We start from the raw sequence: 20,715 nt of genomic DNA on the forward strand, positions 1-20,715 counted from the left end.
GGCCGAAGATACTAGCCCGCGCCGCCCAATTCCCTGATGCTGCGCCGCACTACTGCGCGCCTAGCCTGGATTTTCGAACAGATCGAGCCGCGGCCCAGCGGAACTTCGATCGCTACCTTTGCTAGAACCATTCAAAATGTATAGGCTGATCTGGTCAACGGGCTTGAGAGAAAGGCCCGGGACGTTCGGGACGTGAGACGCTGAAGGGGTTGCTTGATCGGAAGGCGCGGTCGTCTTCACGGCGGGTGCGACGGATATGGAATCCGATTCAGACGGCCGTCACGGCGGCCTGGAAGGGTCTTACCGTCGGACTTTACGTGAGCGAACCGGCAGTTGCGCCAGGCACTCCCCCGCATTCAGGTGAATGATCGCAGGGCCCGTCATGAGCGGTCCAGCATCTTTCACGTCGGAGGAGCCGGGATGGACCAACGAGAAGTGCTGGCGGCGTGGGAGAAGTTCGTCGAGCGCGGAGCGTTGTCATCCGACTTGAGATCATCGGTCGCAGCGTCGTGGCAGCGATCCAGGAACCATCACGTCACCGTCGACCGTGCGCGAGCGCCGCTCGTCGCGGACGCCGAGTTGTTTCGTCATCGCTCCAAATACGCGTCGCTCCGTCATGCCGCCCGCTGCGCTCTCGAGAACTCAAAAACATTTCTGCGCGATGCAAACTCAATCATGATCCTCACCGATCCGAGTGGGCTGATCATCGATACGCAGGGCGACGACAGGGTCATCGACGCCGGCCGCGCAGTCCATCTCGAACACGGAGGACGCTGGAGCGAGGCCGACATCGGCACCAACGCGATTGGCGCCGCGATAGCGGAATCGAAACCTGTCCAAATTCACGGTACAGAGCATTTCTGCTCGGAGGTGCAGCGGTGGACTTGCGCTGCCGTCCCGGTTCATGACCCGACCGATGGCGAACTGCTTGGCGTGGTCGACATCTCGGGTCCTGCAAGCACCTTCAATCCGCAGAGCCTGGCTTTGGCCGTCGCGGTCGGCCATCACGTGGAAAGCGTTCTGGCCCAATCGGTCCGACAGGAACACGAGGAGTTGCTGTGCCGCTTTCTCGGCAGGAGATCGCAATGGGCGAACGATGAATGCATCGTGCTCGATCGTCGTGGCATGATCCTCCACGCCACCGAGCGTGCTCTGAACGCACTCCAGCATGATCGCCACGGCATTTACAACGACGCGCCAACCCGCTTTTTGAAGACGGTTCCCTTCGATGAGTGGCCGAGCAGGTTGAAAGAGCTGCTTCCCAACGCGAGCTTCAACTTCGTCGAGAACGGACGCTCCGGCATCGGCGCCATCGTGGTGCTGCATGCGCGACGACGCCAGTTGATCACGCATCGCGACGTCCAGAAATCGAGATCCGAATCTGACGGTCGCGAGACCGCGAGCTCATCATCTGCCCGAAAGGATTCAAAGCCGGAACCACGGTCTCTTCAGAGCATGGCCGCCGGCTTCGTTGCGCACGACCCCGCGGTCCGAGCGATCGTCCGTCAAGTCGAGACCGCGGCAGCACGCAAGATGCCCATCCTCATCCGAGGCGAGACCGGAACCGGCAAGGAACAGCTTGCCCGCCACGCCCATATGGCGAGTGGGCGGACCGGCGCGTTCGTTCCAGTGAATTGCGCCGCCCTGCCGGAAAGTCTGATCGAGAGCGAGCTGTTTGGCTATGCCGCGGGAGCATTCACCGGGGCGCGGCGCGGCGGCGCGATTGGACTGGTCAAGGAGGCCGACGGCGGCACGCTGTTCCTTGACGAGATCGGCGACATGCCCGTCGCGCTGCAGGCGGTGCTTCTGCGCCTGCTCGACGACTGGACCGTGCGCCCCGTCGGCGGCGTCAGATCGAAGGTCGATGTCTTTCTCATCTCCGCCACCAACGCCAGGTTGGACAAGGCCATCGCCGAAGCCCGGTTCCGATCCGACCTGCTCTATCGTCTCAATACGCTCGAGGTCAACCTGCCACCGCTCCGGGATCGCAACGACTTTGATGCCATCGTTCGCCATCTGCTCAATGCGATCGACCCGAATTGCGAGATCACGCGGACGGACATTGCGCATCTCGCCGCACGTCCCTGGCCTGGCAACGTCCGCGAGCTCCGCAACGTTCTGGCGCGATTCACCCTTGCCGCTGCGGACGGCTCTATCAACGAAGCCAGCGCGGAGAGCATCGTTCAACACCCCGGAGCGGAGTCCGGATCGCTCCACGACATCCACCGCGCGCGAATCCTTGTGGTGTATGCCGAGACCGCCGGAAACGTCAGCGAAACCGCGCGGCGCCTCGGCGTGTCAAGAAACACCATCTATCGCGCACTGGGGCAGAAGAAGCCCGAGTGATGCCATAGTGCCTCGAAGCGCCTATGCTGCGAGTATCGCAGCATGCCCTACTATGGACAGAGCGCCGGTCGCTTCGAACCGATGATTGTTCCGTTCAAAGCAGCTCAGCACCACCACCTCGGGCCGGGCCGGCGGTCGGATCGTAGTCATCCGGCTTCTTGGCGATCAAGGTCTGAGTCGTCAGGATCAGTCCGGCCACCGATGCCGCATTGCGAACCGCGCTGTAGCAAACCTTGACCGGGTCGATGATGCCAGCTTCGACAAGATCGACCGCCGAACCATTGCGCACGTCGAGCCCGTGGCCATTCGTGGCCTTGGCAATTCTCGCAACTTCCGCCTCTCCGTTCAGGCCGGCATTGGCGGCAATGTAGAAAAGCGGCCGACTGAGCGCGCGTTGCAGCAGCTCGGCGCCCTGCCTGGCGCCTCCGTCCAGACGGTTGATCAATTCGTCGAGCCTTGCAGCGATCCTGAGCAAAGCCACTCCGCCGCCCGGCACAATGCCTTCTTCGATCGCGGCGCGGGTCGCGTTGATCGCATCCTCGATCAACTGGGTCCGGCGTTTTTGCTCGACCGGCGTCGCGCCGCCGGCAAGAATCATCGCTGTGCCGCCGGACAGTTTCGCGACGCGCTCCTGGAACTTATCCCGCTCAATATTTTCGGGAGCGGCATCGTATTGGCGCAACACCTGCTCGCGTCGCGCCGCGATGGCCCTCTGATCGCCACCTCCCGCCGTGATCAGGGTCTTCGAGGCGGAAATGCGCACTTGGCGCGCGGACCCGAGGTCGTGCAGCTCCACCTTCTCGAGCCTTCCGCCCAGATCCGCCGAGATAACGCGCCCACCGGTCGCGATCGCGATATCCTCGAGCATCGCCTTGCGCCAATGGCCGAACTCCGGCGGATGAATCGCGGCGACCTTGAAATTGGATTTCTCCCGACGCGCCAGCAATTGCATGATGACAGATGGCGCCACTTCCTCGGCGATGATCAGCAAAGGTCGCCCGCTCTTTTCGATGAGCGAGATCACACCAGCCAGTTGCTCCCCGGTCTGGATCTTGAGATCGGTCATGATGATGAACGGACTGTCGAGAACCACCTGCATTTTCTCGACATCGGTGACCATATGATGTGAAAGATAGCCGCGATCGAAGGCCATGCCTTCAACGACTTCCAGCGTCGTCTCGACCGTGTTGCCAAATTCCACCGCGACGATTCCGTGATTGCCGGCGCGCTCGAAGGCTTCGCCGACCATATCGCCAAGCGCTGTGTCGTTGGCGGCAATGCTCGCAACAGCCCGCAGGCCAGCAGACCCCTGCAGCGGTCTCGCCGACCGTCGTAACGCCGTGATGGTCTCACTAACCGCCAGTTCCAGCCCTTGAACCAGCTCGACCGGATTGGCGCCGGCCGCCAAACATTTCAGGCCTTCCTGCACAAGAACATCGGCCAACACGGTGGCCGTGGTGGTGCCGTCCCCGGCTACCTCATTGGTTCGCGCTGAAACCTCACGCAACACCTGCGCGCCCATATTCTCAAACGGGCATTCAAGTTCGATTTCGCTGGCAATGCTGACGCCATCGCGCGACACGATCGGTGTGCCGATCGGTCGGTCCATGATCGCGTTCATGCCCCTCGGACCCAGCGTTCCGCGTACCGCCTTGGCGAGCTTGGCGACGCCCCGGCCCAGCGCGGCCCGCGCAGCTTCATCGTGCAACATGATCTTCGGCATTCTATATCCCCGACTTTGCCTTGAGGTCGTCTGGTCTGGACTTGTTATCGATGCTGCGCACCCGCATCACCGCACCTGTTACGTGTCCGGCGACGCCGGCATCGTCCTCGATTTCGGTACGAACGGTGTATCGAGGTCGAACCGCGCGGCAAGCAGGCCGCGGCACAGTGCGCCGTTGAATTCAGCATTGATGCCCACGCGACGTAGATTCGACAGGTATGCGGCAAGGCCGTCGGCTTTCAACCGCGCTCCGCTCGCATCGACAAAGGCGGGTTCACCACCGCTTGCCGGACCTACGACGGCACGTCGCTCGAGATAGCGCTGAATCAGCGTCTCACCTGCATCGTCGAGCGGCAGGCAACCGAGCTCCGTCAACGTCAGGCTCACGATCTCTGCCGGCGACTGCCCCAGCGCGATGAGGTGACTGAGTAGCGCAACCTGCCGGCGCTGGAACGCCTTGACGAGGAATGTCTGACGCAGATCATCGAGGCTGCCATCGGCCTCGGCGCCGAACGTTTCCTGGAACGAGCGCCCCTGCGCGAGGCCAGCATTGATCTTGTCGGCATACATGTGCTCGCCCAAGACCACGCTGACGCCCTTGACCCAGTCCAACGCGCTGATGGACCGGCGCATGTCGTCCGCCATCAGGAACGAGAAGTTGGCAGCGCACCAATAGGTCGGCAAGCGGAACTCGATGTGGACCCGATCCTTCGCGTCGACATCGGCCCTGGTCACGAAATTCAGGTCGATGACGGACTCGTCGAGTTCCGGGTCCATCACGTCTCGCAGGCAGGCCCATATCTGCGCCTGCCTGTCATCTGACGAATGGCTTCTCGGCCGCTCCCTCCCCTCAACGCCACGCTTCATGGCCATCACCTCGGCGCGTGAACGGCTTCGGGCAAGTGGGCATAACCGCCGCCCGCCTGGATCTTCTTCTTCTGCGCTTCGACATCGATGCCGTAGATGCGCGCGGCATTGAGACCGAGGATCTTGATTTTCGTTTCCATCGACAGCACCGAACCGGTCTCCTTGGTGACGTCGGCCGGGATTTCAAATGCCATGAACTTGTCGATCAGCCATTTCGGCGTCCAGATGCCATAATCGCTACCGTAAAGGATCTTGTCCGGTCCGACCCAGAATAGCAGTTCGGAAATGACGTGGGCGAAGTACCCCGGCCGCGAATGGATGAAGGGCAACGCCACCGCGAGGCCGGCATAGACGTTGGTTTCCTGGGTCGCGATCCAGCAGAAGTCGTCAAGGCGCGGCAAGCCACAGTGCTCGACGATGAAGTTCAAATCCTGGAACGAGGTGGCGACGTCATCGATATCGGCGACATCGAACGCATCCCGGTTCAACGGGATGATCGTTGGCCCCTTGTGGACGTGGATGTTCTTGATCCCGAGCTTCTGCGCCGCCTCGAGATACTGGTAGGACGCCTTGTCGGTGAGCTTGTAGCCCTTCGACTCGCCACGCCATTCGGCGGTGTAGAGCTTGACACCCTTCAGCTTGTGCTTCTCGGCGAGCGCATGAAGGTCTTCGATGCCCTTGGTACCGTCACGCGGATCAAAGGCGCCGTTCAGGATGAAGCGGTCCGGATGGCTCTTCTTCATCGCCGAGTTTCGTTCGGTGGTATTGAAGCCGTTCTTGTAGAAGTCGGTGAGATAGGTCGGCTGCAGGATCGCCATGTCGTCGTAACCGGTGACGAACAGGTCGTCGAACATCGTCTTGGCGTCGTACTTCTCGAACTTCTCCTTCTCCCATTTCTCCGACGGCGGGCTCAGATTCGAGTGATAAGCGTAGAAGCACTCGATGAACTGCTTGCCGTGGATGTTCTTCTGGTTGGCCGGGCTGCCATCCCAGAAATGCGTATGCCCATCGATGACAAAAATCTCTTCACCCTTGGCCGTCCTGTACATGGCGTTACTCCCGCTCCGCTGGATATTGCGTATTGTTGTGAGGCGCGATTGATGTCGTCGATTGAGCCCGGCCGGCTCTGTGCCGGCCAGGCTGGTTCGCTGGCGATCATTAAACGATGTATCTCATCATCTCGTTCATGTCGCCGAACAGCATGACGGTGTTGTCATCCGTCATGACCATGCGGCCGTAATGCGTCGAGGTTGAAATCTCAAAGAGATGCGGGGTCATGACGCGGCCCAACTCTTCGGAAATCTCATCCATCTTGAATTCCATCTTGCCGTCGCCATCGATACGGATCATCGCCGGCATGTAGGTCACCTTGATGTGTTCATGACGGCTCATGACTTCGGCGATAGCGCGCGCCTCGACGCTATCGTTCATTGTCACTCCGCATTGATGCGACACCGTGTCCTCGAACGTGATGTCTTTCATCGATTTGAAGATGTTGTCGTTCTCGTGCAGCATGTCGGTCTCCAGAAGGATTGAGTGTGAGGGCGTGAAGCGATGCCGATTACGACGCCAGTCCGGCCGGAACCGTCAGGCCAAGCTCGGTGGCGATACCCCTGATACGATTCTTCGCGTGTGCCATGGCATCGGCGAAAGCCGCGACCTTGACCCGAGGCTGCGACCAGATGGGCTGCAAATGATTGGCGGCATCGAGCGCAAGATCGGCATGATTGGCCAACCATTTGTTGAACAACGCAAGGTTCTGCGCCCCGAAGGTCGGATCAGTGCCGAGGATGTGGAACAGCTCGACGGTATTGGCGAGATTGCGCTCATAGTCGGCCTCCGCAGCGGAGACGACAGCCGGAGTGATAAAGTCGTTCTGCGCAGACGCCGCCTGCATCAGGAAGCCCGAGCGGAAGAGTTCGCCGACCAGCGGCTCGAACACCGCATTGGTCGCAAAATATTGCTCGAGATAGTCGTTTGAACCCATCACTGATTCAACCGACTTGCGCACGCCTTGCCAGATCGGATCTTCCAGCCAGTGCTTCTTGCCGGCGGCAATGTCGAAGCCTGGAAGGTCGAGGCCGATTTCGCTCAGATAAAGAGTGATGTCCTGCGCGAAGCGAAGCTTGTAGGACGAGTTGGTCAAGATCGCATTGTTGACCATCTGCGTGTAGCCGTAACGTTGCGCCTGCATCGTCGAGGTGCCGAGACCGAACTCGGCATGCTTGTAGGCTCCGAGATGGTTCTGCAGTATCTTCACCCAGGCGGGATCGAAGCGGGTCGGCGCGCCAGATTTCCGACCATTCTCGATGGTGTTCTGCACCATGCCGCAGATCGTCGACTGGCGCTGGTAATGGGTACGCTCCCACTCCTGGTCGACAGCGCGGAATTTGTGCCAGTTCGAGCTTTTTGCCGCCGTCCAATCCTTGGAATAGGTCGGCGTTCCGTCAGGGAACGAGATGATCCAGTCCTGCAGCAGATATCGCTCCGGATCGGGTTGAACATCGACCGTCATGTCTTCGTAATGGGTCGCCTTGCGCCCCTTCGGCTCAAAGTAATTGTACTTGCGGCTGTCGGATCCCGGGAAAACCGCTGCCCCCGCGGCTCCGGATTTGACGATTGCCGCAGGCTTGGTCGCTGCTGCTCTGCTCGTTTGCGCGCTCATTGCTTACTCCCTTTCTGCCATTCTGTTCTGCGACGAACCTTGAACGCCGTCATCGCACCGCCGGCGTAAACTTGTCGAAATAGATGTGGTCCGGCTCGACCCCGTTCATTTGCAGTACGGGCAATACGGCGTCGATCATCGGCGTCGGCCCGCACGCATAGGCGTCGATGGCGCCGCTCAGCTTCTCCTCGCGCAGATGGCGCAGCACGACCTCGTGGATCAGTCCGGTCTCGCCGTCCCAGCCGTCACCCGTCTCCGCATGCGACAGTGCCGGCACGAATTTGAAATCGTTCAGCCGCGCGGCGATTGCCGCGAGCTCATCGAGGTAGAACAAGTCGGCGCGGGTACGCGCTCCGTAGAAAAACCGGACCGGTCTCTGCTCGCCGCTCCCGATGTGATCGGCCAGGATCGACCACAGCGGCGACATGCCCGAGCCGCCGCCGATCAGCAGCATCGGCCCCGGACGTTCTTCGCGCCGGAAGCAGGTGCCATACGGCCCCTTGGCGATCACGGCGTCGCCGACGGCCAATTTCCCATCGAGCTGGGACGAGAATGCCCCGTTCGGATATTTCTTGATGATGAAGCGAAGATTAGTGCCTTCTCCGGGCGGGTTCGCCATCGAAAAGGCGCGGGTGATGGTGCCATCCTGAAGCGTCAGATCGACGTACTGGCCGGCCCAGAACTTCATCGGCCTCTCGATCTCGATCTCCAGCAATCTGATGTCTGACGTCAGCGCGCCAATCCCTGCCACGCGGCCGGAAAATGCCTTCACCGCGATCGAACGGCTGAGCAGGTCTTCGTCATAGTTGAGCAATTCAACACCGATGTCGCTGTAGACATGCGTCCGGCACAGCAGGACGTGGCCGGTCTCGCTCTCGTAATCCGGCAGAGCGAAGGTCGAGTATTTCAGAAGCTCGATGTCCCCATCGATCAGCTTTGATTTGCAGCTGCCGCACTGACCTTCCTTGCAGCCATGCATCAGCGAGATGCCCTGACGAAACGCGGCATCCAGGACGGTCTCGCCCTCTTCCACTTCCATCTCGATACCCACTGGTTCGAAACGAACCTTGTGAACCCGCACGTCCGTCATTATCCCGGCCCTGTCGTCGTGGCAGTTGTACAGAACGATCGGCAAACCGTTTGTCGGTCCCGGCAAGAGGGGCCGCCGAAAGCGGCCCCTCCCCCTAATCATCTCTTTAGTGGCAGGGATTGATCTTGAAGCCCTTACGGTATTCGGCCGTCGCCACCTCGCGCTCGATCGGCGAAAGCGCTCTGAAGCCACGCAACGGACTGCCAAGCGTGTGTCCGCGCACGTGATCGAGCGTCCACATGTCCTTGGAGTCGAAGCGCAGATGCGGTTGCGCGATCATGGTCTTGCCGTCGGGCCGGACAAAACCGAGATCCTTGATCGCGTCGGCGACGTCCCAGCCGTGATAGCAGTCCTCCCATTCACGGCGACCGCTGAAGCGGCCCATTGCCGGCGTCGCACGGCCCTCGTATTCCGCGGCGAACGCCACCTTGTGGGTCCAACGGCAACCTTCGGAGCAGTAAGTGTAGATCTTGCCGTCGACCTCGTCGCAGACGAAGTCCTCGCGGATCAGGCAAGGGACCATGCAGCTCCAGCAACGATGCGGGTATGAATAGCCCACCTCGCTGTTGAAGAGGATGTTGGTCTCGCCGGGCACGCTGAGCTTGGCGTGCCATTTCCAGAAATCGCCGAATTCGGCGTACCAACCCGGATATTTGTGCTCGAACCACTCGAAATCACGCTCGGTCTGGGCCTCGATACGCCAGAAGTTCACCGACCATCCGACGGTGAAGAACTGCGCGGTCTTGTGGACATAGTTCTTCTTGACGATCCGATCCCAGGCGGCGGCGACGTCATCGTGATGGATCTTGATGCCGTACTTCTCGAGCGGCAACATGTAGGTCCGGTAATAGTCTTCGTAGATCCAGCGATGCCAGAGCTCGGCGTAGGACTCCTTGTTCTTGTCGCGGTTGGTCGTGCCGTACTCGATGAACGTCCCGATCGCGGCATCGACAATCGCGTGATTCTGCCAGAAGGCGTATTTCAGATCGCGCTCCAGCAGCTGGTGGTTCGACGGATCGTTGATCATCGCCATCAGCATCGAGTGACCGTTGCCGATATGACGGGATTCGTCCGACTGGACCGACAGGAACACGGTTGGCAATGCATAGTCGCCGTTGCGCGCCGCTTCCGACGGCATCGCCACGAACAGGGTATTGGTGAAGGCAGTTTCGGCGACGACCGTCAGATAGACGTTGGCCGCGGTGATTGCGTCACCGGTCAGGAAGCCCTCGGCGAACTGGCGGCCGATCGTGGTCGCATAGCATTTGCCGAACGCGGCTTCCGTGATATCGAACCCGGCTGGATCGATGTAATTCTCCATGTACCACTTCTTGAGGTTCATCTGGATCGTCGAGTGCCGGAACTCGTCGACCATCTGCATGGTGAAGCCGGTGCGCAATTCCTCGCCGGGCGCCAACCGCCCGACCATCGCCATCGAACGCGCCGCCGAGATCTCCGGGAACGGGATGATCGCCAGGAACAGCTTCATCCACTCGACCCATCGCGGCTCGACATTGCGGAACATGTCGCCGCGCAACGCCGCATCCAGCGCGCCATAGACGCGGTTGTCTTTCTCTTCCTGCATCGGGAAATATGACCGCAGGACCTGCTTCATCGGGTCGCGCGGTGTCTTCGAGATCTTGTAGTCGGTTGGGAAAGTCATCGCCTCCTGCACGTAGCTTGGCGTCCAACCAAGGTCCGCGACGCGGTTGGCCGCTTCAGCGATGCTGATCCCCTTCTGCGCGGTGATCTTGTTCAGTGTCAGACTTGCAGACATTTCCAGCTCCTTTGAACGTTGCGTTATCTTCAGCATTCTCGCTTCGGTTCCAGGTCAATCCCCTGGATCGCTTTGTTGAAATTCTCAGCTGCAAAACACACTTTGAGTCCGTTAAATGGATTGATTGATCTGCTGACTCGTCGTTTCACGTCAGCCCGGTTTCTCGGCGCTGACGGTCTCGTCACCTCCGTTGGCTCGTTTGATGAGAGGTTTGCCTTCGGCAACGAATTTCGCCGAGAGGACCAGCGCGCCAGTAGCGAAATCCCTTCCGTGCGCGGCGATCATGGCCTCCGCGATCTCGGCCAGCTGAATGAAGAAGGCGTCTTTCGACCCGGCTTCCTCGCTCATGTCCGGTTGCGGAGACGGCATTTGTGCCTGTTGCTTTGATGCAATCATGGTTGCGTTGTTCCTGCTCATCATGCGTGCCCCGAACGTTGGTGGTCGCCGGACGAAGGACCGTTGTCGATCTCCAGCAGGGACGTGTCGAGCCATTCACGCTCGGCCACCAGGCGTCGATGCTCCTCCCGGAGCATCTCCAGGCGCGCGATCGCTCGCTCCAGTTCAGCATGCGCGTCGCTTCCGGCGTCGGCGCGCGCCGCGCTACGCGCGGCGCATGCGAGTTCGATTTCGGCTCCGCCGCGCGCGTACTCATTCTTGATTTGCATCTCGTTGTTATCGACCATCTCGTCGATCAGCCTGTCCCGGGCAATCATCCGATCGCGGGCGCGCTGCAATTCAGCGGCTTCCTCGGCGGTGATCGGTGGCCGGCATCGGCTGTCCTTTGTCACTCGCGCCACTCTCGTTCGATGATCTGGACCGAGGCTTTGCATGTCGCGGCACATCCCTAAGGGATCAGGACCGCGCGGCCATGAATGCGTCCATGATGCAGATCGTGAAGCGCGTCATTGGCCTGGCTCAGCCTGTATTCCTTGGTGTGGAGTTCGACGAGGCCGCGATCCGCGAGCGCCATCAGCTCCACCAGCTCGGCGTATGTACCGACCAGGTTGCCGACGATGGTCTTTTCCGATGTGATCATGTCGATGGTCGGGATATCGATCTTCCCACCATACCCGACGATGTAGTAGTAGCCGGCGTTCGCTGTCATCGACAGGCCCTTGGCGATAGCGTCACCCTCGCCAACAAAATCGATCACGGCCTCCGCGCCGCGCCCGTCGGTCAGCGCCAGCACCGCCTCGACTTCGTTGCCGTCTGCCTTCACAACGTGATGTGCACCGCACTTCTTGGCGAGTTCGAGAGACTGTTCGGCGCGATCGACCACGATGATTTCTGCCGCGCAGAGCGCTGCGAGAACCTGGACGCCGATATGGCCCAGCCCACCGGCGCCGATCACCACGACATGTTCGCCGGGCAACAGATGACGGGATGCCTTCTTCGCGGCGCGATAAGCCGTCAGCCCGGCATCGGTGTAGGGAGCAACATCCTTCGGTGCGAGCGACTTCGGCAGCTTGATCAGGGAGCGCTGCCCGGTCAGCAGATACTGCGCATAGCCGCCATTGGCATTGATGCCGGGAAACGAGCTGTCCAGCGCATGCATGTCGTCGCCGCGCCGGCACGCGAGACAATGCCCGCTGGTCACCAGCGGATGACAAATTACGCTGTCGCCAACCTTGATCCCTTCGACACCCGGGCCGATCGCTTCGACCCAGCCGGCGTTCTCGTGGCCCATGATGTATGGAAGCTTGACGTCGACCTTGCTGCGCCAGATGCCCTCAACGATGTGCAGATCGGTGCGACAGACGCCGGCACCACCGATGCGCACTATCACGTCCATCGGGCGCGAGATCTTCGGGTCAGTTACGTCATCGAACTTGACGAACTCCTTCGCCGTCAGCTTCTCGTCGAACTCATGAAGCACCGCCGCTTTCATTAAACGCCTCCCCGGCAAAATTATTATTCTGTCGATCTGACGCGATCGCCATCTTGCTGAACAGTTGAGCAAGGGCTGTGCCAAGCGCACAACGGCCTGATCTTTCTATTGTTCTTGCGATCTCGGGAGTGCTCGCGCCGATCCGCCTCGGAGCAGACTTTGCGCGCGACTGTTCCGAGACGGAACAGTTCGACGGCTGCAACAGCGGGTGAGCAGAAATTTGGATTTTTGATTGTTTGATCTATGATCGTGAGAACCGCGCCACACGCGAGAACGACCCGAACCGGGCTACGACCAAGAGGAAATCGCCAAGCAGCGACTCCCGGAGGAGCTATGATGCTGACCGCCAGCCGACGCATGGACAATGCTTGGATGACGCTCGATCAGCGCGGCGCGCCGCCGGCAGAGCTGCTATCGGCCGATATCTACGACAGCTGGATGCGCTGCATTTCGCTTGGTCTCGATACATTGCGCCCTCCTTCGCCCGAGTTCGTGAGCACCGCCGTTTTGCGCCAGGAGCAGCAGCGCTGCTCACTGATTCGCGGCCTGGCGCTCGCGGAGATGCACACGCTGCATCAGCAGATTGCCGGCTCCAATTTCATGATCGCCTTTGCAAATGCCAACGGCCTGCTGCTCGACATCATCTCGGACTCGAGCTTCAGTGATGCCTCGAACGCAGCGAGCATTCGGCCCGGCACTATCTGGACTGAAGCCATTTGCGGCACCAACGGCCTGGGCACCGCCGCGTATCTCAAGCGGGCCATCGTCGTTCACGGGGGCGAGCACTTTTTCTCGCGCTACCACAATCTTACTTGCATCGCGGCGCCAATCTTCGCGCCCGATGGCGAACTGGCCGGAATACTGGATGCGTCATCGGATTGCATGTCGAGGCAGGCGCATACCCAGGCGCTCGTCGCGATGGCGGCAACCCAGATCGAGAATGGTCTGTTCCGCGAACATCACCGCGGAAACATCCTGATCGCTTTCCATAGCCGCGGCGAATATCTGCATACGTTGAGCGCGGGCCTGCTGGCCGTCGACAACGAGGGCAGGATCCTTGCAGCTAACAGGGCCGCAAGCGTCCTGCTGCATGGCCTGCCAGCCTTGCCGGGTCGTCGCTTCGCCGACGTCTTTCGTACGAAATTCAACGCCTTTGTCGATGAAGGCCGGCGCAAGGAACGCCAGCGCCTCGAGGACGAGGTCGGTAGCCAGTTCGTCGCAACAATCGAGAACGCGCGCCAGTCCTCGATGATGCAAGCCATCTCGCGGCCTCGGCTGTCGACGCCCAAGGACGTTCCCACCCAGTTCGTCTCCGCCGATCCGGCGATCGCTTCCGTTGTCCAACGGGTGGGAGTCGCGGCGGTCCGCAAGATGCCGATACTGATCCGAGGCGAAACCGGCACCGGCAAGGAGCAACTCGCCCGCCATGCTCATACCGCCAGTGGACGGGCCGGCGCTTTCGTCCCGGTGAATTGCGCAGCGCTCCCTGACAGCCTGATCGAGGCGGAGCTGTTCGGCTATGCCGAAGGCGCTTTCACGGGAGCAAAAAAGGGCGGGTCTGCTGGACTGTTCAAGGAAGCGGACGGCGGAACGCTCTTCCTCGACGAGATCGGCGACATGCCGGTGACGTTGCAGGCCGTGCTGCTGCGCTTTCTGGACGATTGGACTGTCCGGCCGGTCGGTGGCACCAAACGTCAGGTCGACGTTCTCCTGGTGTCTGCCACCAATGCCAATCTCGACGACTCGATTGCGAAGGGCCGATTCCGATCCGATTTGCTGTTTCGTCTCAACACGCTGGAGGTGACGTTACCGCCTTTGCGCGAGCGTTCCGATTTCGCCGAGATCGCACGCCATTTGATCCACAAGATCGATCCCTTGATGGATTTGACCGCAGGGGCGATCGATCGTTTGGCCGAACTCGATTGGGATGGAAACATCCGCGAACTGCGCAACGTGCTTTCCCGATTGTCGCTGGCCGAGCCGGGAGATCTGATCGACGAGACATCGGTCGAGTCCGTACTTGCACATTCAGGCGGCGAGCGCTTGACCGGCAAGGCGGTGGGTGGTGGGCTCAAGGCCAATCTGCATGAGATTCAGCGCTCGCATGTGCTGACCGCGTATGCGGAAACGGGCAACAACATCAGCAAGACCGCGCGCCGCCTAGGCGTGTCGCGCAATACGATCTATCGTGCCCTGCGCGGCAACAAGGATTAGCACAATCGTGGCGAAGGCTCTGCGGCGGCAGCGCGATCCGGCTGTAACTGGAGGCGCTGAAGTCCAGCCCCTCGTCGGGTTCAATTGGGAGTGTCGCCATGTTTGAACCGGAAAACGGTCTCGAAGCCCTGATGCAGGCTGCCGCAAGGGACGCCAGCATCGTTCCAGCATTCTATCGCGCGTTGCTCGAGACGGAGATCTACATTCTGACGCCGGAAGCGCCGATGAAACCTGGACGCCGTCGCTCGCTCAAATTTCAGGAGGAGATCAACGTTGCAACGGTCGACTTCCAGAACATGAAATGGCACCCCACCTTCACCTCAAAGAAGCGCATCTACGACTATATAAAGCAGCCTGAGGTGTGCCTTGGCGCCGCCGCGCGCAATCTGTTCGAAATGTTGCCTGACTCTAATTTCTGGCTCAATCCGTTGTCCGAATGTCAGAAGCCACTGCCCGCCGCCGAGATCGCCCTCCTCATGAGTGGCGAGATCTTTGACATGCCGATTAAGTCCGCGCGATAGGCGCAGACTTCCTGCCAGATGCTGTCGGCCAAGCGGAATTATTTCGAAAACGGCGCAGCGACATCAGTTCACTAGACCATCTGCCTGATTTCCTGAAGTGTGCCCGCAAAGGCTCGTGGCGAGCCGGAGGGATGGGAATTCGCCAGGCCGAGGTCGGAGCGGCGAGGACAATGATCGAATGAACAGAGGAGCGCTTTGGTCTCAAGCCGGAGCGGCTTGCCGGGGATACCGCTTACGGGGCTGCTCCGATGCTGAACTGGCTGGTCGAGGCGAAGGGCATCGCACCACATATCCCCGTGTTCGACAAGTCGAAGCGAGATGACGGTACCTTCTCGCGCAGCGACTTTCGATATGATCCGACCAGCGACGTCTACCACTGCCCCGGCCGGAAAGCGGCTCGGGACGAGCGGCACCGTGCACGGGGGCAAAACGCTTTTGTATCGTGCGAGCAAGCTCGACTGCGACGCATGCCCGCTTAAACCGCAGTGCTGTCCAAAAGAACCATCGCGCAAGATCCCGCGCAACATACATGAGCACGCCCGGGACGTCGCCCGGTCGTTCGCTGGCACCGAGGGATTCGAGACGTCGCGACGTCAGCGCAAGAAGATCGAGATGCGGTTTGCGCATTTGAAGCGCATCCTGAGGCTTGGTCGGCTTCGGCTTCGTGGCCCACGGGGCGCCCAGGACGAGTTTGTTCTTGCTGCAATCGCTCAAAATCTGAGGCGCCTCGCGCGTTAGGGTCGGCGGATCAAAGCCGGTCGGCCTTACCGAATGGCCGAAAGACATCCGTCGGTTACAGCCGACTTTTGCAACAAAATCGGCCATGCCCGGACATCGCCACAGGCGGGGCTAGCTGACATGTCGCTTGCTTGACACCTCTCGTAGCGTTGGTCTCTAATCCCCAGGCAAGTCCTGAGGCTGGAGGCGAAATTTTCGCCGCCAATCAAGAATAAGGCCAACTGCTCCGCCAGGCGAGTGCCGGGTAAAGGAGCAGAGGCTAAAAATAGCTTCCTGGGAGGGAACAATGGACAGACGCCAGACAATCAAAATGCTTGGTGGTGCGGCGGCGATCGCCGGTACCGGTTTTCCGGGGTTTGCTTTTGCGCAGGCTCAAAAGGAAATGGTCACGGTCGTGAAGATCGCCGGCATTCCGTGGTTCAACGCTCTTGAAAAGGGAATCCAGAAGGGCGCCAAGGACTTCAGCATCAATGCCACCATGGTTGGACCGGCGAACGTCGATCCGGCACAACAGGTAAAGCTGCTCGATGACCTGATCGCCAAAAAGGTCAACGTGATCGGCTTGGTGCCGCTGGACGTCAAAGTGTGCGAGCCGGTGCTCAAGCGCGCCCAGGCGGCCGGCATCAAAGTCATCACCCATGAGGGCCCCGAACAAGAAGGCCGTGACTGGAATGTCGAATTGATCGATTCCGTTCGCTTCGGTGAAGTGCAGATGGAGCGTCTCGCCAAGGACATGGGCGGCGAAGGCGATTACGTGGTTTATGTCGGGACGTTGACGACGCCGCTTCACAACAAATGGGCCGACGCCGCGATTGCCTATCAGCAGAAGAATTTCCCGAAAATGAAGCTCGTCGCCGACCGTTTCCCCGGCGCCGACGAGATCGATACCAGCCAGCGCACGACGCTTGACGTGATCAAGGCCTATCCGAACCTGCGCGGCATTCTCGGCTTCGGCTCGAATGGGCCGATCGGGGCCGGCAATGCGGTGCGTCAGCAACGCCTTGGCAAGAAGATCGCCGTGGTCGGCACGGTGCTGCCGAGCCAGGCGAAATCGCTCATCGCGGATGATACCATCCGCGAAGGTTTCCTGTGGAATCCCACCGATGCAGGTTACGCCATGGTTGCAGTTGCCAAGCTCGTGCTTGATGGCAAGCCAATCACGGATGGCGTCGATGTTCCCGGCCTCGGCAAGGCTGCGGTCGATGTGGCTGGCAAGCAGATCAAGGTCGACAAGATCATGCGGATCAACAAAGAAACCATCGACGGACTGATCGCCGGAGGACTCTAGAACTACACCGGTCCCAGCCGCCTCGTCGCGCCGCATTCCCGGCTTTCCGGCCGGGAATGCGATCCTCGTCGAGGCGGTCGCATGACGAGCGGTCCCATTACAGGACGAAGCCTTGACGACTTTCCTGGAGATGTCCGGCATATCAAAACGTTTCGGCGGCGTGCATGCGCTTCGCGACGTCGATCTGACGCTGGAGGCCGGAGAGGTGCATTGCCTTGTCGGCGAAAACGGATCCGGCAAGTCCACGCTGATCAAGATCATTTCCGGCGTCGAGGCGCCGGAACCAGGAGGCCGGATCGTCATTTCCGGCAAGGAGTACCCAAAACTAAGCCCGGTCTACTCCACCCATTGCGGCATTCAGGTCATCTATCAGGATCTATCGCTATTCTCCAACCTCACGGTCGTCGAGAACATCGCCATGGCGCACCATCTTGGCGGCGTCCACACGGTGAACTGGTCCTCTATGCGGGCCATCGCCATGGCGACAATGGCGAAGGTCGGCATTGAGGTCGATCCAGAAACAAAAGTCTCCGAACTCAGCATTGCCGGACGCCAGCTGGTCGCGATCTGCCGGGCCCTGGCGGCGGATGCCAAACTTCTCATCATGGATGAGCCGACGGCGTCGCTGACCCGCCACGAGGTCAACACCTTGATTAAGCTCGTCAGCGACCTGAAAAGAAGCGGTATCTGCGTCGTATTCGTGAGCCATCGCCTCGACGAGGTGCTTGAGATTGCCGAACGCGTGACGGTGTTGCGGGACGGCGCCAAGGTAGGCACCTTTGCCGCAGCGACCATCGACGGCAGCAAACTCAGTCACCTGATGACCGGGAAGGCTTTCGAGTATCAGAAACAGGTGCCCGACCTTGCCGTGGGTGCCGTTGTTCTCGAAGTCCAGGGCCTTGGCCGCGATGGTGACTACGACGATGTGAGCTTGCAATTACGCGCCGGAGAAGTCGTGGGCCTTACCGGATTGCTTGGATCGGGCCGAACCGAGCTCGCACTGTCGCTGTTCGGCATGAACCCACCCGATCGAGGCACCATGGCGCTTGACGGCCACCGCATCGCGCTGAACACGAATGCAGACGCGATCCGTCGAGGCATCGCCTACGTATCTGAAGACAGGCTTACACTTGGCCTCATCCTTGACCAGTCGATCACGTCGAACGTCACGCTGACTGTGTTGGAACGTCTCGCCGGCGCGTTCGGCCTGATTGGCGCACGCGCGCGGCAAAGCCATGTTGCGCGATGGGTCGCCGAACTCGGAATCAAGGTCTCTGATCCCAACAACCCGGTCAAGACGCTCTCCGGCGGCAATCAGCAGCGGATCGTGCTCGCCAAATGGATGGCGACCAACCCGCGGGTGCTTATCCTCGATAGCCCAACGGTCGGTGTCGACATCCGCGCCAAGGATGGGATTTATGAGATCATCCGGCGGCTGGCCCGCGAGGGCGTCGCAGTGCTGATGATATCAGACGAAATCCCCGAGGTACTTTATCACAGCCATCGCGTGCTGGTGATGCGCGAAGGACGTTTGACCGCTGACGTGATGGCCGCAGACACCTCCGAAGATGCGCTTCGGCAGGCAGTCAATGCCTGAATCGCGATTTGCTTCATTTGGCAGGTTTCGGCGCAGCCATGAGTTCTGGCTGTTGATCGTGATCCTCGTGCTCTGCGCCAGCCTGGGCGCGGCGAACGGCCAGTTCCTGACCATGCAGAATCTGTTCGACCTGCTGACCTCCTACGCATTCGTAGGCATCCTCGCCCTCGGGCTGCTCGTGGTGCTGATCGCCGGCGGAATCGACATCTCCTTCACGGCGACGGCATCGGTGGCGCAATATGTCACGCTTACGGTGGCGAACGCATACGGCGCGAACTGGATCTGCGTTTTTGCGATCGCGATCGGCATTGGCGGTGCGCTCGGCGCCCTCAACGCGATCTTCATCCAGAAGCTTCGGATACCATCAATCATCGTGTCCGTGGCAACGTTGAACATTTTCTATGGGCTGCTGATTTTCTTCACGGGCGGTAAATATATCTATTCGTTACCCGACTGGTTCGCGACCGGGATATTCTGGTTCGAGTTCGATTGGGGCAAGGATACGTCCTACGGCGTCAACCTGCAGATCCTCGCGCTCGGATTCTCATTTCTGTTCACCTGGCTCCTGCTCAATCGTAGCAATATCGGTCGTCAGATCTACGCCATGGGGGGCAATACCGATGCCGCGCAGCGACTTGGCTTCCATGTCTTCGGCCTCAACATGCTGGTCTATTGCTACATGGGGGTCATGGCCGGTATCGCCTCGCTGGTCCAGGCGCAGCTTGCACAGTCCGTCGCTCCGACGGTGCTGGTGGGCAAGGAGCTCGATGTGGTTGCGGCCGTCGTGCTCGGCGGCGCCAGCCTGATGGGCGGCGTCGGCACCGTTCTCGGCACGTTTCTGGGGTTGGCACTGCTCGCCATCCTGCAGAATGGAATCATTTTGCTGGGCGTTTCGTCCTACTGGTCGCCATTTTTTGTCGGGTTGGTCATTCTGATCTCGGTCTCGGCAACAGCCTGGTCGCAGCGAGAACGGCGGACCCGGAGCGCGCGGCCATGAGAAATGAGTCCACCCTCGCCCTTCGCGGACGCCTGATCCGTTTTGCCGGCAGCGGGACGATCGCAACCCTGATGCTGTTGTTGGTCGCGCTCTGGTTGGTGTTCGCCATTACCATCGGCGACCGGTTTTTCTCCGTCAACACGCTGCAATCGATGGCCTTCCAGATGCCGGAGCTCGGCATCCTTTCGCTTGCGATGATGCTGGCCTTGTTATCTGGCGGCCTCAACCTTTCCATCATCGCCACCGCTAATCTCTCCGGACTGACCATTGCCTTCCTGCTGACGCACTACATTCCGGGCACTCAGGGCATTGCCTGGGCCGGCGTACAGGTGCTGGCGATTGCGGCAGGGTTTGCCGTCGCGGCACTGGTCGGCCTTGTCAACGGATTTGTCATCGCCTATCTCGGCGTTTCGCCGATCCTCGCAACCCTCGGCACCATGACACTCTGCAAGGGACTCGCGATCGGCCTGACGCGCGGCAATGTCATCTCCGGATTTCCGGAGCCCATTGTTTTCATCGGCAATGGAACGGTTCTCGGGGTGCCTTTTGCCCTGATCGTGCTGGCGCTCTGTGCGTTGCCGGTCGCGCTCATGCTAAACGCAACGCCCTTCGGGGCAAGGGTTTACATGATCGGCTCGAACGAGAAGGCAACCCGCTACTCCGGCGTCGATACCCGCGCCGTCCTGCTCAAGCTATATGTCCTCTCGAGCCTGCTCGCCGGTGTCGCAGCGGTCGTCATGCTGGCACGTTTCAATTCAGCCAACGCGGCATATGGCGAGAGCTATCTGCTCGTCACCATTCTTGCAGCAGTGCTCGGTGGCGTCGATCCATTTGGCGGCTTTGGCAAAGTCGGCGGATTGCTGCTTGCGCTGATAATCCTTCAGGTGATCTCCTCGGCGTTCAACCTTCTCAATCTCAGCCAATTCCTCACTCTGGCGATCTGGGGTGGCATCCTGATTGCCGTTGCCGCAGTTCCTCATCTGGGCGGCAAAGCGCCCCGGTAG

Annotated in this window: 17 protein-coding genes and 1 pseudogene; 8 read left to right on the top strand and 10 right to left on the bottom strand. The window is 60.2% G+C overall.

The window, feature by feature from the left end; genetic code table 11:
* The first annotated feature begins 420 nt into the window (after positions 1 to 420).
* Positions 421 to 2,346 (top strand): sigma-54-dependent Fis family transcriptional regulator, encoded by a 1,926-nt coding sequence (locus AC1DW2_RS06390; protein WP_477005608.1) that lies wholly within the window; start codon positions 421 to 423, stop codon positions 2,344 to 2,346.
* A gap of 94 nt (positions 2,347 to 2,440) precedes the next feature.
* On the opposite strand, the gene groEL is transcribed toward AC1DW2_RS06390, so the two are convergent.
* The 10 genes from groEL to AC1DW2_RS06440 all read right to left on the bottom strand — a co-directional run bounded on the left by groEL (position 2,441) and on the right by AC1DW2_RS06440 (position 12,356).
* Positions 2,441 to 4,069, bottom strand: a complete 1,629-nt coding sequence (groEL, locus tag AC1DW2_RS06395; protein WP_477005478.1) for a chaperonin GroEL — start codon at positions 4,067 to 4,069, stop codon at positions 2,441 to 2,443.
* Positions 4,070 to 4,147: 78 nt separating this feature from the next.
* Positions 4,148 to 4,942, bottom strand: a complete 795-nt coding sequence (locus AC1DW2_RS06400; RefSeq protein WP_477005479.1) for a metal-sulfur cluster assembly factor — start codon at positions 4,940 to 4,942, stop codon at positions 4,148 to 4,150.
* Entirely contained in the window at positions 4,942 to 5,985 is a 1,044-nt protein-coding gene (locus tag AC1DW2_RS06405) for an amidohydrolase family protein (protein WP_477005480.1), read from the bottom strand. The genes AC1DW2_RS06400 and AC1DW2_RS06405 overlap by 1 nt, the downstream gene beginning before the upstream one ends.
* Before the next feature lie 109 nt (positions 5,986 to 6,094).
* Positions 6,095 to 6,451 (bottom strand): MmoB/DmpM family protein, encoded by a 357-nt coding sequence (locus AC1DW2_RS06410; protein ID WP_477005481.1) that lies wholly within the window; start codon positions 6,449 to 6,451, stop codon positions 6,095 to 6,097.
* Between the two features lie 46 nt (positions 6,452 to 6,497).
* Positions 6,498 to 7,601: an aromatic/alkene monooxygenase hydroxylase subunit beta gene (locus tag AC1DW2_RS06415; RefSeq protein WP_354239298.1), complete on the bottom strand. Its 1,104-nt coding sequence runs from the start codon at positions 7,599 to 7,601 to the stop codon at positions 6,498 to 6,500.
* Between the two features lie 49 nt (positions 7,602 to 7,650).
* On the bottom strand, positions 7,651 to 8,691 hold the full coding sequence (locus AC1DW2_RS06420) for a 2Fe-2S iron-sulfur cluster-binding protein (RefSeq protein WP_477005482.1): 1,041 nt from the start codon (positions 8,689 to 8,691) through the stop codon (positions 7,651 to 7,653).
* Between the two features lie 106 nt (positions 8,692 to 8,797).
* Entirely contained in the window at positions 8,798 to 10,468 is a 1,671-nt protein-coding gene (locus tag AC1DW2_RS06425; protein WP_028156528.1) for an aromatic/alkene/methane monooxygenase hydroxylase/oxygenase subunit alpha, read from the bottom strand.
* Positions 10,469 to 10,618: 150 nt separating this feature from the next.
* On the bottom strand, positions 10,619 to 10,864 hold the full coding sequence (locus tag AC1DW2_RS06430) for a hypothetical protein (RefSeq protein WP_063629851.1): 246 nt from the start codon (positions 10,862 to 10,864) through the stop codon (positions 10,619 to 10,621).
* Between the two features lie 20 nt (positions 10,865 to 10,884).
* The gene (locus tag AC1DW2_RS06435) at positions 10,885 to 11,256 is read right to left on the bottom strand and encodes a hypothetical protein (RefSeq protein ID WP_477005483.1); all 372 of its coding nucleotides are present in this window, start codon (positions 11,254 to 11,256) and stop codon (positions 10,885 to 10,887) included.
* Positions 11,257 to 11,312: 56 nt separating this feature from the next.
* Positions 11,313 to 12,356: an NAD(P)-dependent alcohol dehydrogenase gene (locus AC1DW2_RS06440; protein ID WP_135215639.1), complete on the bottom strand. Its 1,044-nt coding sequence runs from the start codon at positions 12,354 to 12,356 to the stop codon at positions 11,313 to 11,315.
* Positions 12,357 to 12,692: 336 nt separating this feature from the next.
* Between AC1DW2_RS06440 and AC1DW2_RS06445 the strand changes: the two genes are divergently transcribed.
* The 7 genes and pseudogenes from AC1DW2_RS06445 to AC1DW2_RS06475 all read left to right on the top strand — a co-directional run bounded on the left by AC1DW2_RS06445 (position 12,693) and on the right by AC1DW2_RS06475 (position 20,715).
* A complete protein-coding gene (locus AC1DW2_RS06445; RefSeq protein WP_477005609.1) occupies positions 12,693 to 14,570 on the top strand; it encodes a sigma-54-dependent Fis family transcriptional regulator in 1,878 nt (625 codons plus the stop codon).
* 98 nt (positions 14,571 to 14,668) lie between these two features.
* Positions 14,669 to 15,091, top strand: coding sequence for an SseB family protein (locus AC1DW2_RS06450; protein ID WP_071909902.1), 423 nt, complete (start codon positions 14,669 to 14,671; stop codon positions 15,089 to 15,091).
* Positions 15,092 to 15,228: 137 nt separating this feature from the next.
* A pseudogene (locus tag AC1DW2_RS06455) lies at positions 15,229 to 15,829 on the top strand (transposase); the annotation flags it as partial.
* A 286-nt stretch (positions 15,830 to 16,115) separates the two neighbouring features.
* Positions 16,116 to 17,117 carry an autoinducer 2 ABC transporter substrate-binding protein gene (locus AC1DW2_RS06460; protein WP_028150067.1) on the top strand — a complete coding sequence of 334 codons (1,002 nt, stop codon included), beginning with the start codon at positions 16,116 to 16,118 and terminating at the stop codon, positions 17,115 to 17,117.
* 112 nt (positions 17,118 to 17,229) lie between these two features.
* Positions 17,230 to 18,714, top strand: a complete 1,485-nt coding sequence (locus tag AC1DW2_RS06465; protein WP_477005484.1) for a sugar ABC transporter ATP-binding protein — start codon at positions 17,230 to 17,232, stop codon at positions 18,712 to 18,714.
* A complete protein-coding gene (locus AC1DW2_RS06470) occupies positions 18,707 to 19,711 on the top strand; it encodes an ABC transporter permease (RefSeq protein ID WP_028150069.1) in 1,005 nt (334 codons plus the stop codon). The genes AC1DW2_RS06465 and AC1DW2_RS06470 overlap by 8 nt, the downstream gene beginning before the upstream one ends.
* Positions 19,708 to 20,715, top strand: coding sequence for an ABC transporter permease (locus AC1DW2_RS06475; RefSeq protein WP_028150070.1), 1,008 nt, complete (start codon positions 19,708 to 19,710; stop codon positions 20,713 to 20,715). Before AC1DW2_RS06470 ends, AC1DW2_RS06475 begins: the two co-directional genes overlap by 4 nt.

Source organism: Bradyrhizobium sp. P3_C3 (assembly GCF_056402655.1).

What these genes read in the sequence shown, in the direction of transcription:
- AC1DW2_RS06440 (WP_135215639.1), bottom strand. Translation starts at nt 12,356, where the DNA reads ATGAAAGCGGCGGTGCTTCATGAGTTCGACGAGAAGCTGACGGCGAAG.
- AC1DW2_RS06445 (WP_477005609.1), top strand. Translation starts at nt 12,693, where the DNA reads ATGCTGACCGCCAGCCGACGCATGGACAATGCTTGGATGACGCTCGAT.
- AC1DW2_RS06430 (WP_063629851.1), bottom strand. Translation starts at nt 10,864, where the DNA reads ATGATTGCATCAAAGCAACAGGCACAAATGCCGTCTCCGCAACCGGAC.
- AC1DW2_RS06425 (WP_028156528.1), bottom strand. Translation starts at nt 10,468, where the DNA reads ATGTCTGCAAGTCTGACACTGAACAAGATCACCGCGCAGAAGGGGATC.
- AC1DW2_RS06460 (WP_028150067.1), top strand. Translation starts at nt 16,116, where the DNA reads ATGGACAGACGCCAGACAATCAAAATGCTTGGTGGTGCGGCGGCGATC.
- AC1DW2_RS06475 (WP_028150070.1), top strand. Translation starts at nt 19,708, where the DNA reads ATGAGAAATGAGTCCACCCTCGCCCTTCGCGGACGCCTGATCCGTTTT.
- AC1DW2_RS06415 (WP_354239298.1), bottom strand. Translation starts at nt 7,601, where the DNA reads ATGAGCGCGCAAACGAGCAGAGCAGCAGCGACCAAGCCTGCGGCAATC.
- AC1DW2_RS06400 (WP_477005479.1), bottom strand. Translation starts at nt 4,942, where the DNA reads ATGGCCATGAAGCGTGGCGTTGAGGGGAGGGAGCGGCCGAGAAGCCAT.
- AC1DW2_RS06405 (WP_477005480.1), bottom strand. Translation starts at nt 5,985, where the DNA reads ATGTACAGGACGGCCAAGGGTGAAGAGATTTTTGTCATCGATGGGCAT.
- AC1DW2_RS06390 (WP_477005608.1), top strand. Translation starts at nt 421, where the DNA reads ATGGACCAACGAGAAGTGCTGGCGGCGTGGGAGAAGTTCGTCGAGCGC.
- AC1DW2_RS06410 (WP_477005481.1), bottom strand. Translation starts at nt 6,451, where the DNA reads ATGCTGCACGAGAACGACAACATCTTCAAATCGATGAAAGACATCACG.
- AC1DW2_RS06450 (WP_071909902.1), top strand. Translation starts at nt 14,669, where the DNA reads ATGTTTGAACCGGAAAACGGTCTCGAAGCCCTGATGCAGGCTGCCGCA.
- groEL (WP_477005478.1), bottom strand. Translation starts at nt 4,069, where the DNA reads ATGCCGAAGATCATGTTGCACGATGAAGCTGCGCGGGCCGCGCTGGGC.
- AC1DW2_RS06470 (WP_028150069.1), top strand. Translation starts at nt 18,707, where the DNA reads ATGCCTGAATCGCGATTTGCTTCATTTGGCAGGTTTCGGCGCAGCCAT.
- AC1DW2_RS06420 (WP_477005482.1), bottom strand. Translation starts at nt 8,691, where the DNA reads ATGACGGACGTGCGGGTTCACAAGGTTCGTTTCGAACCAGTGGGTATC.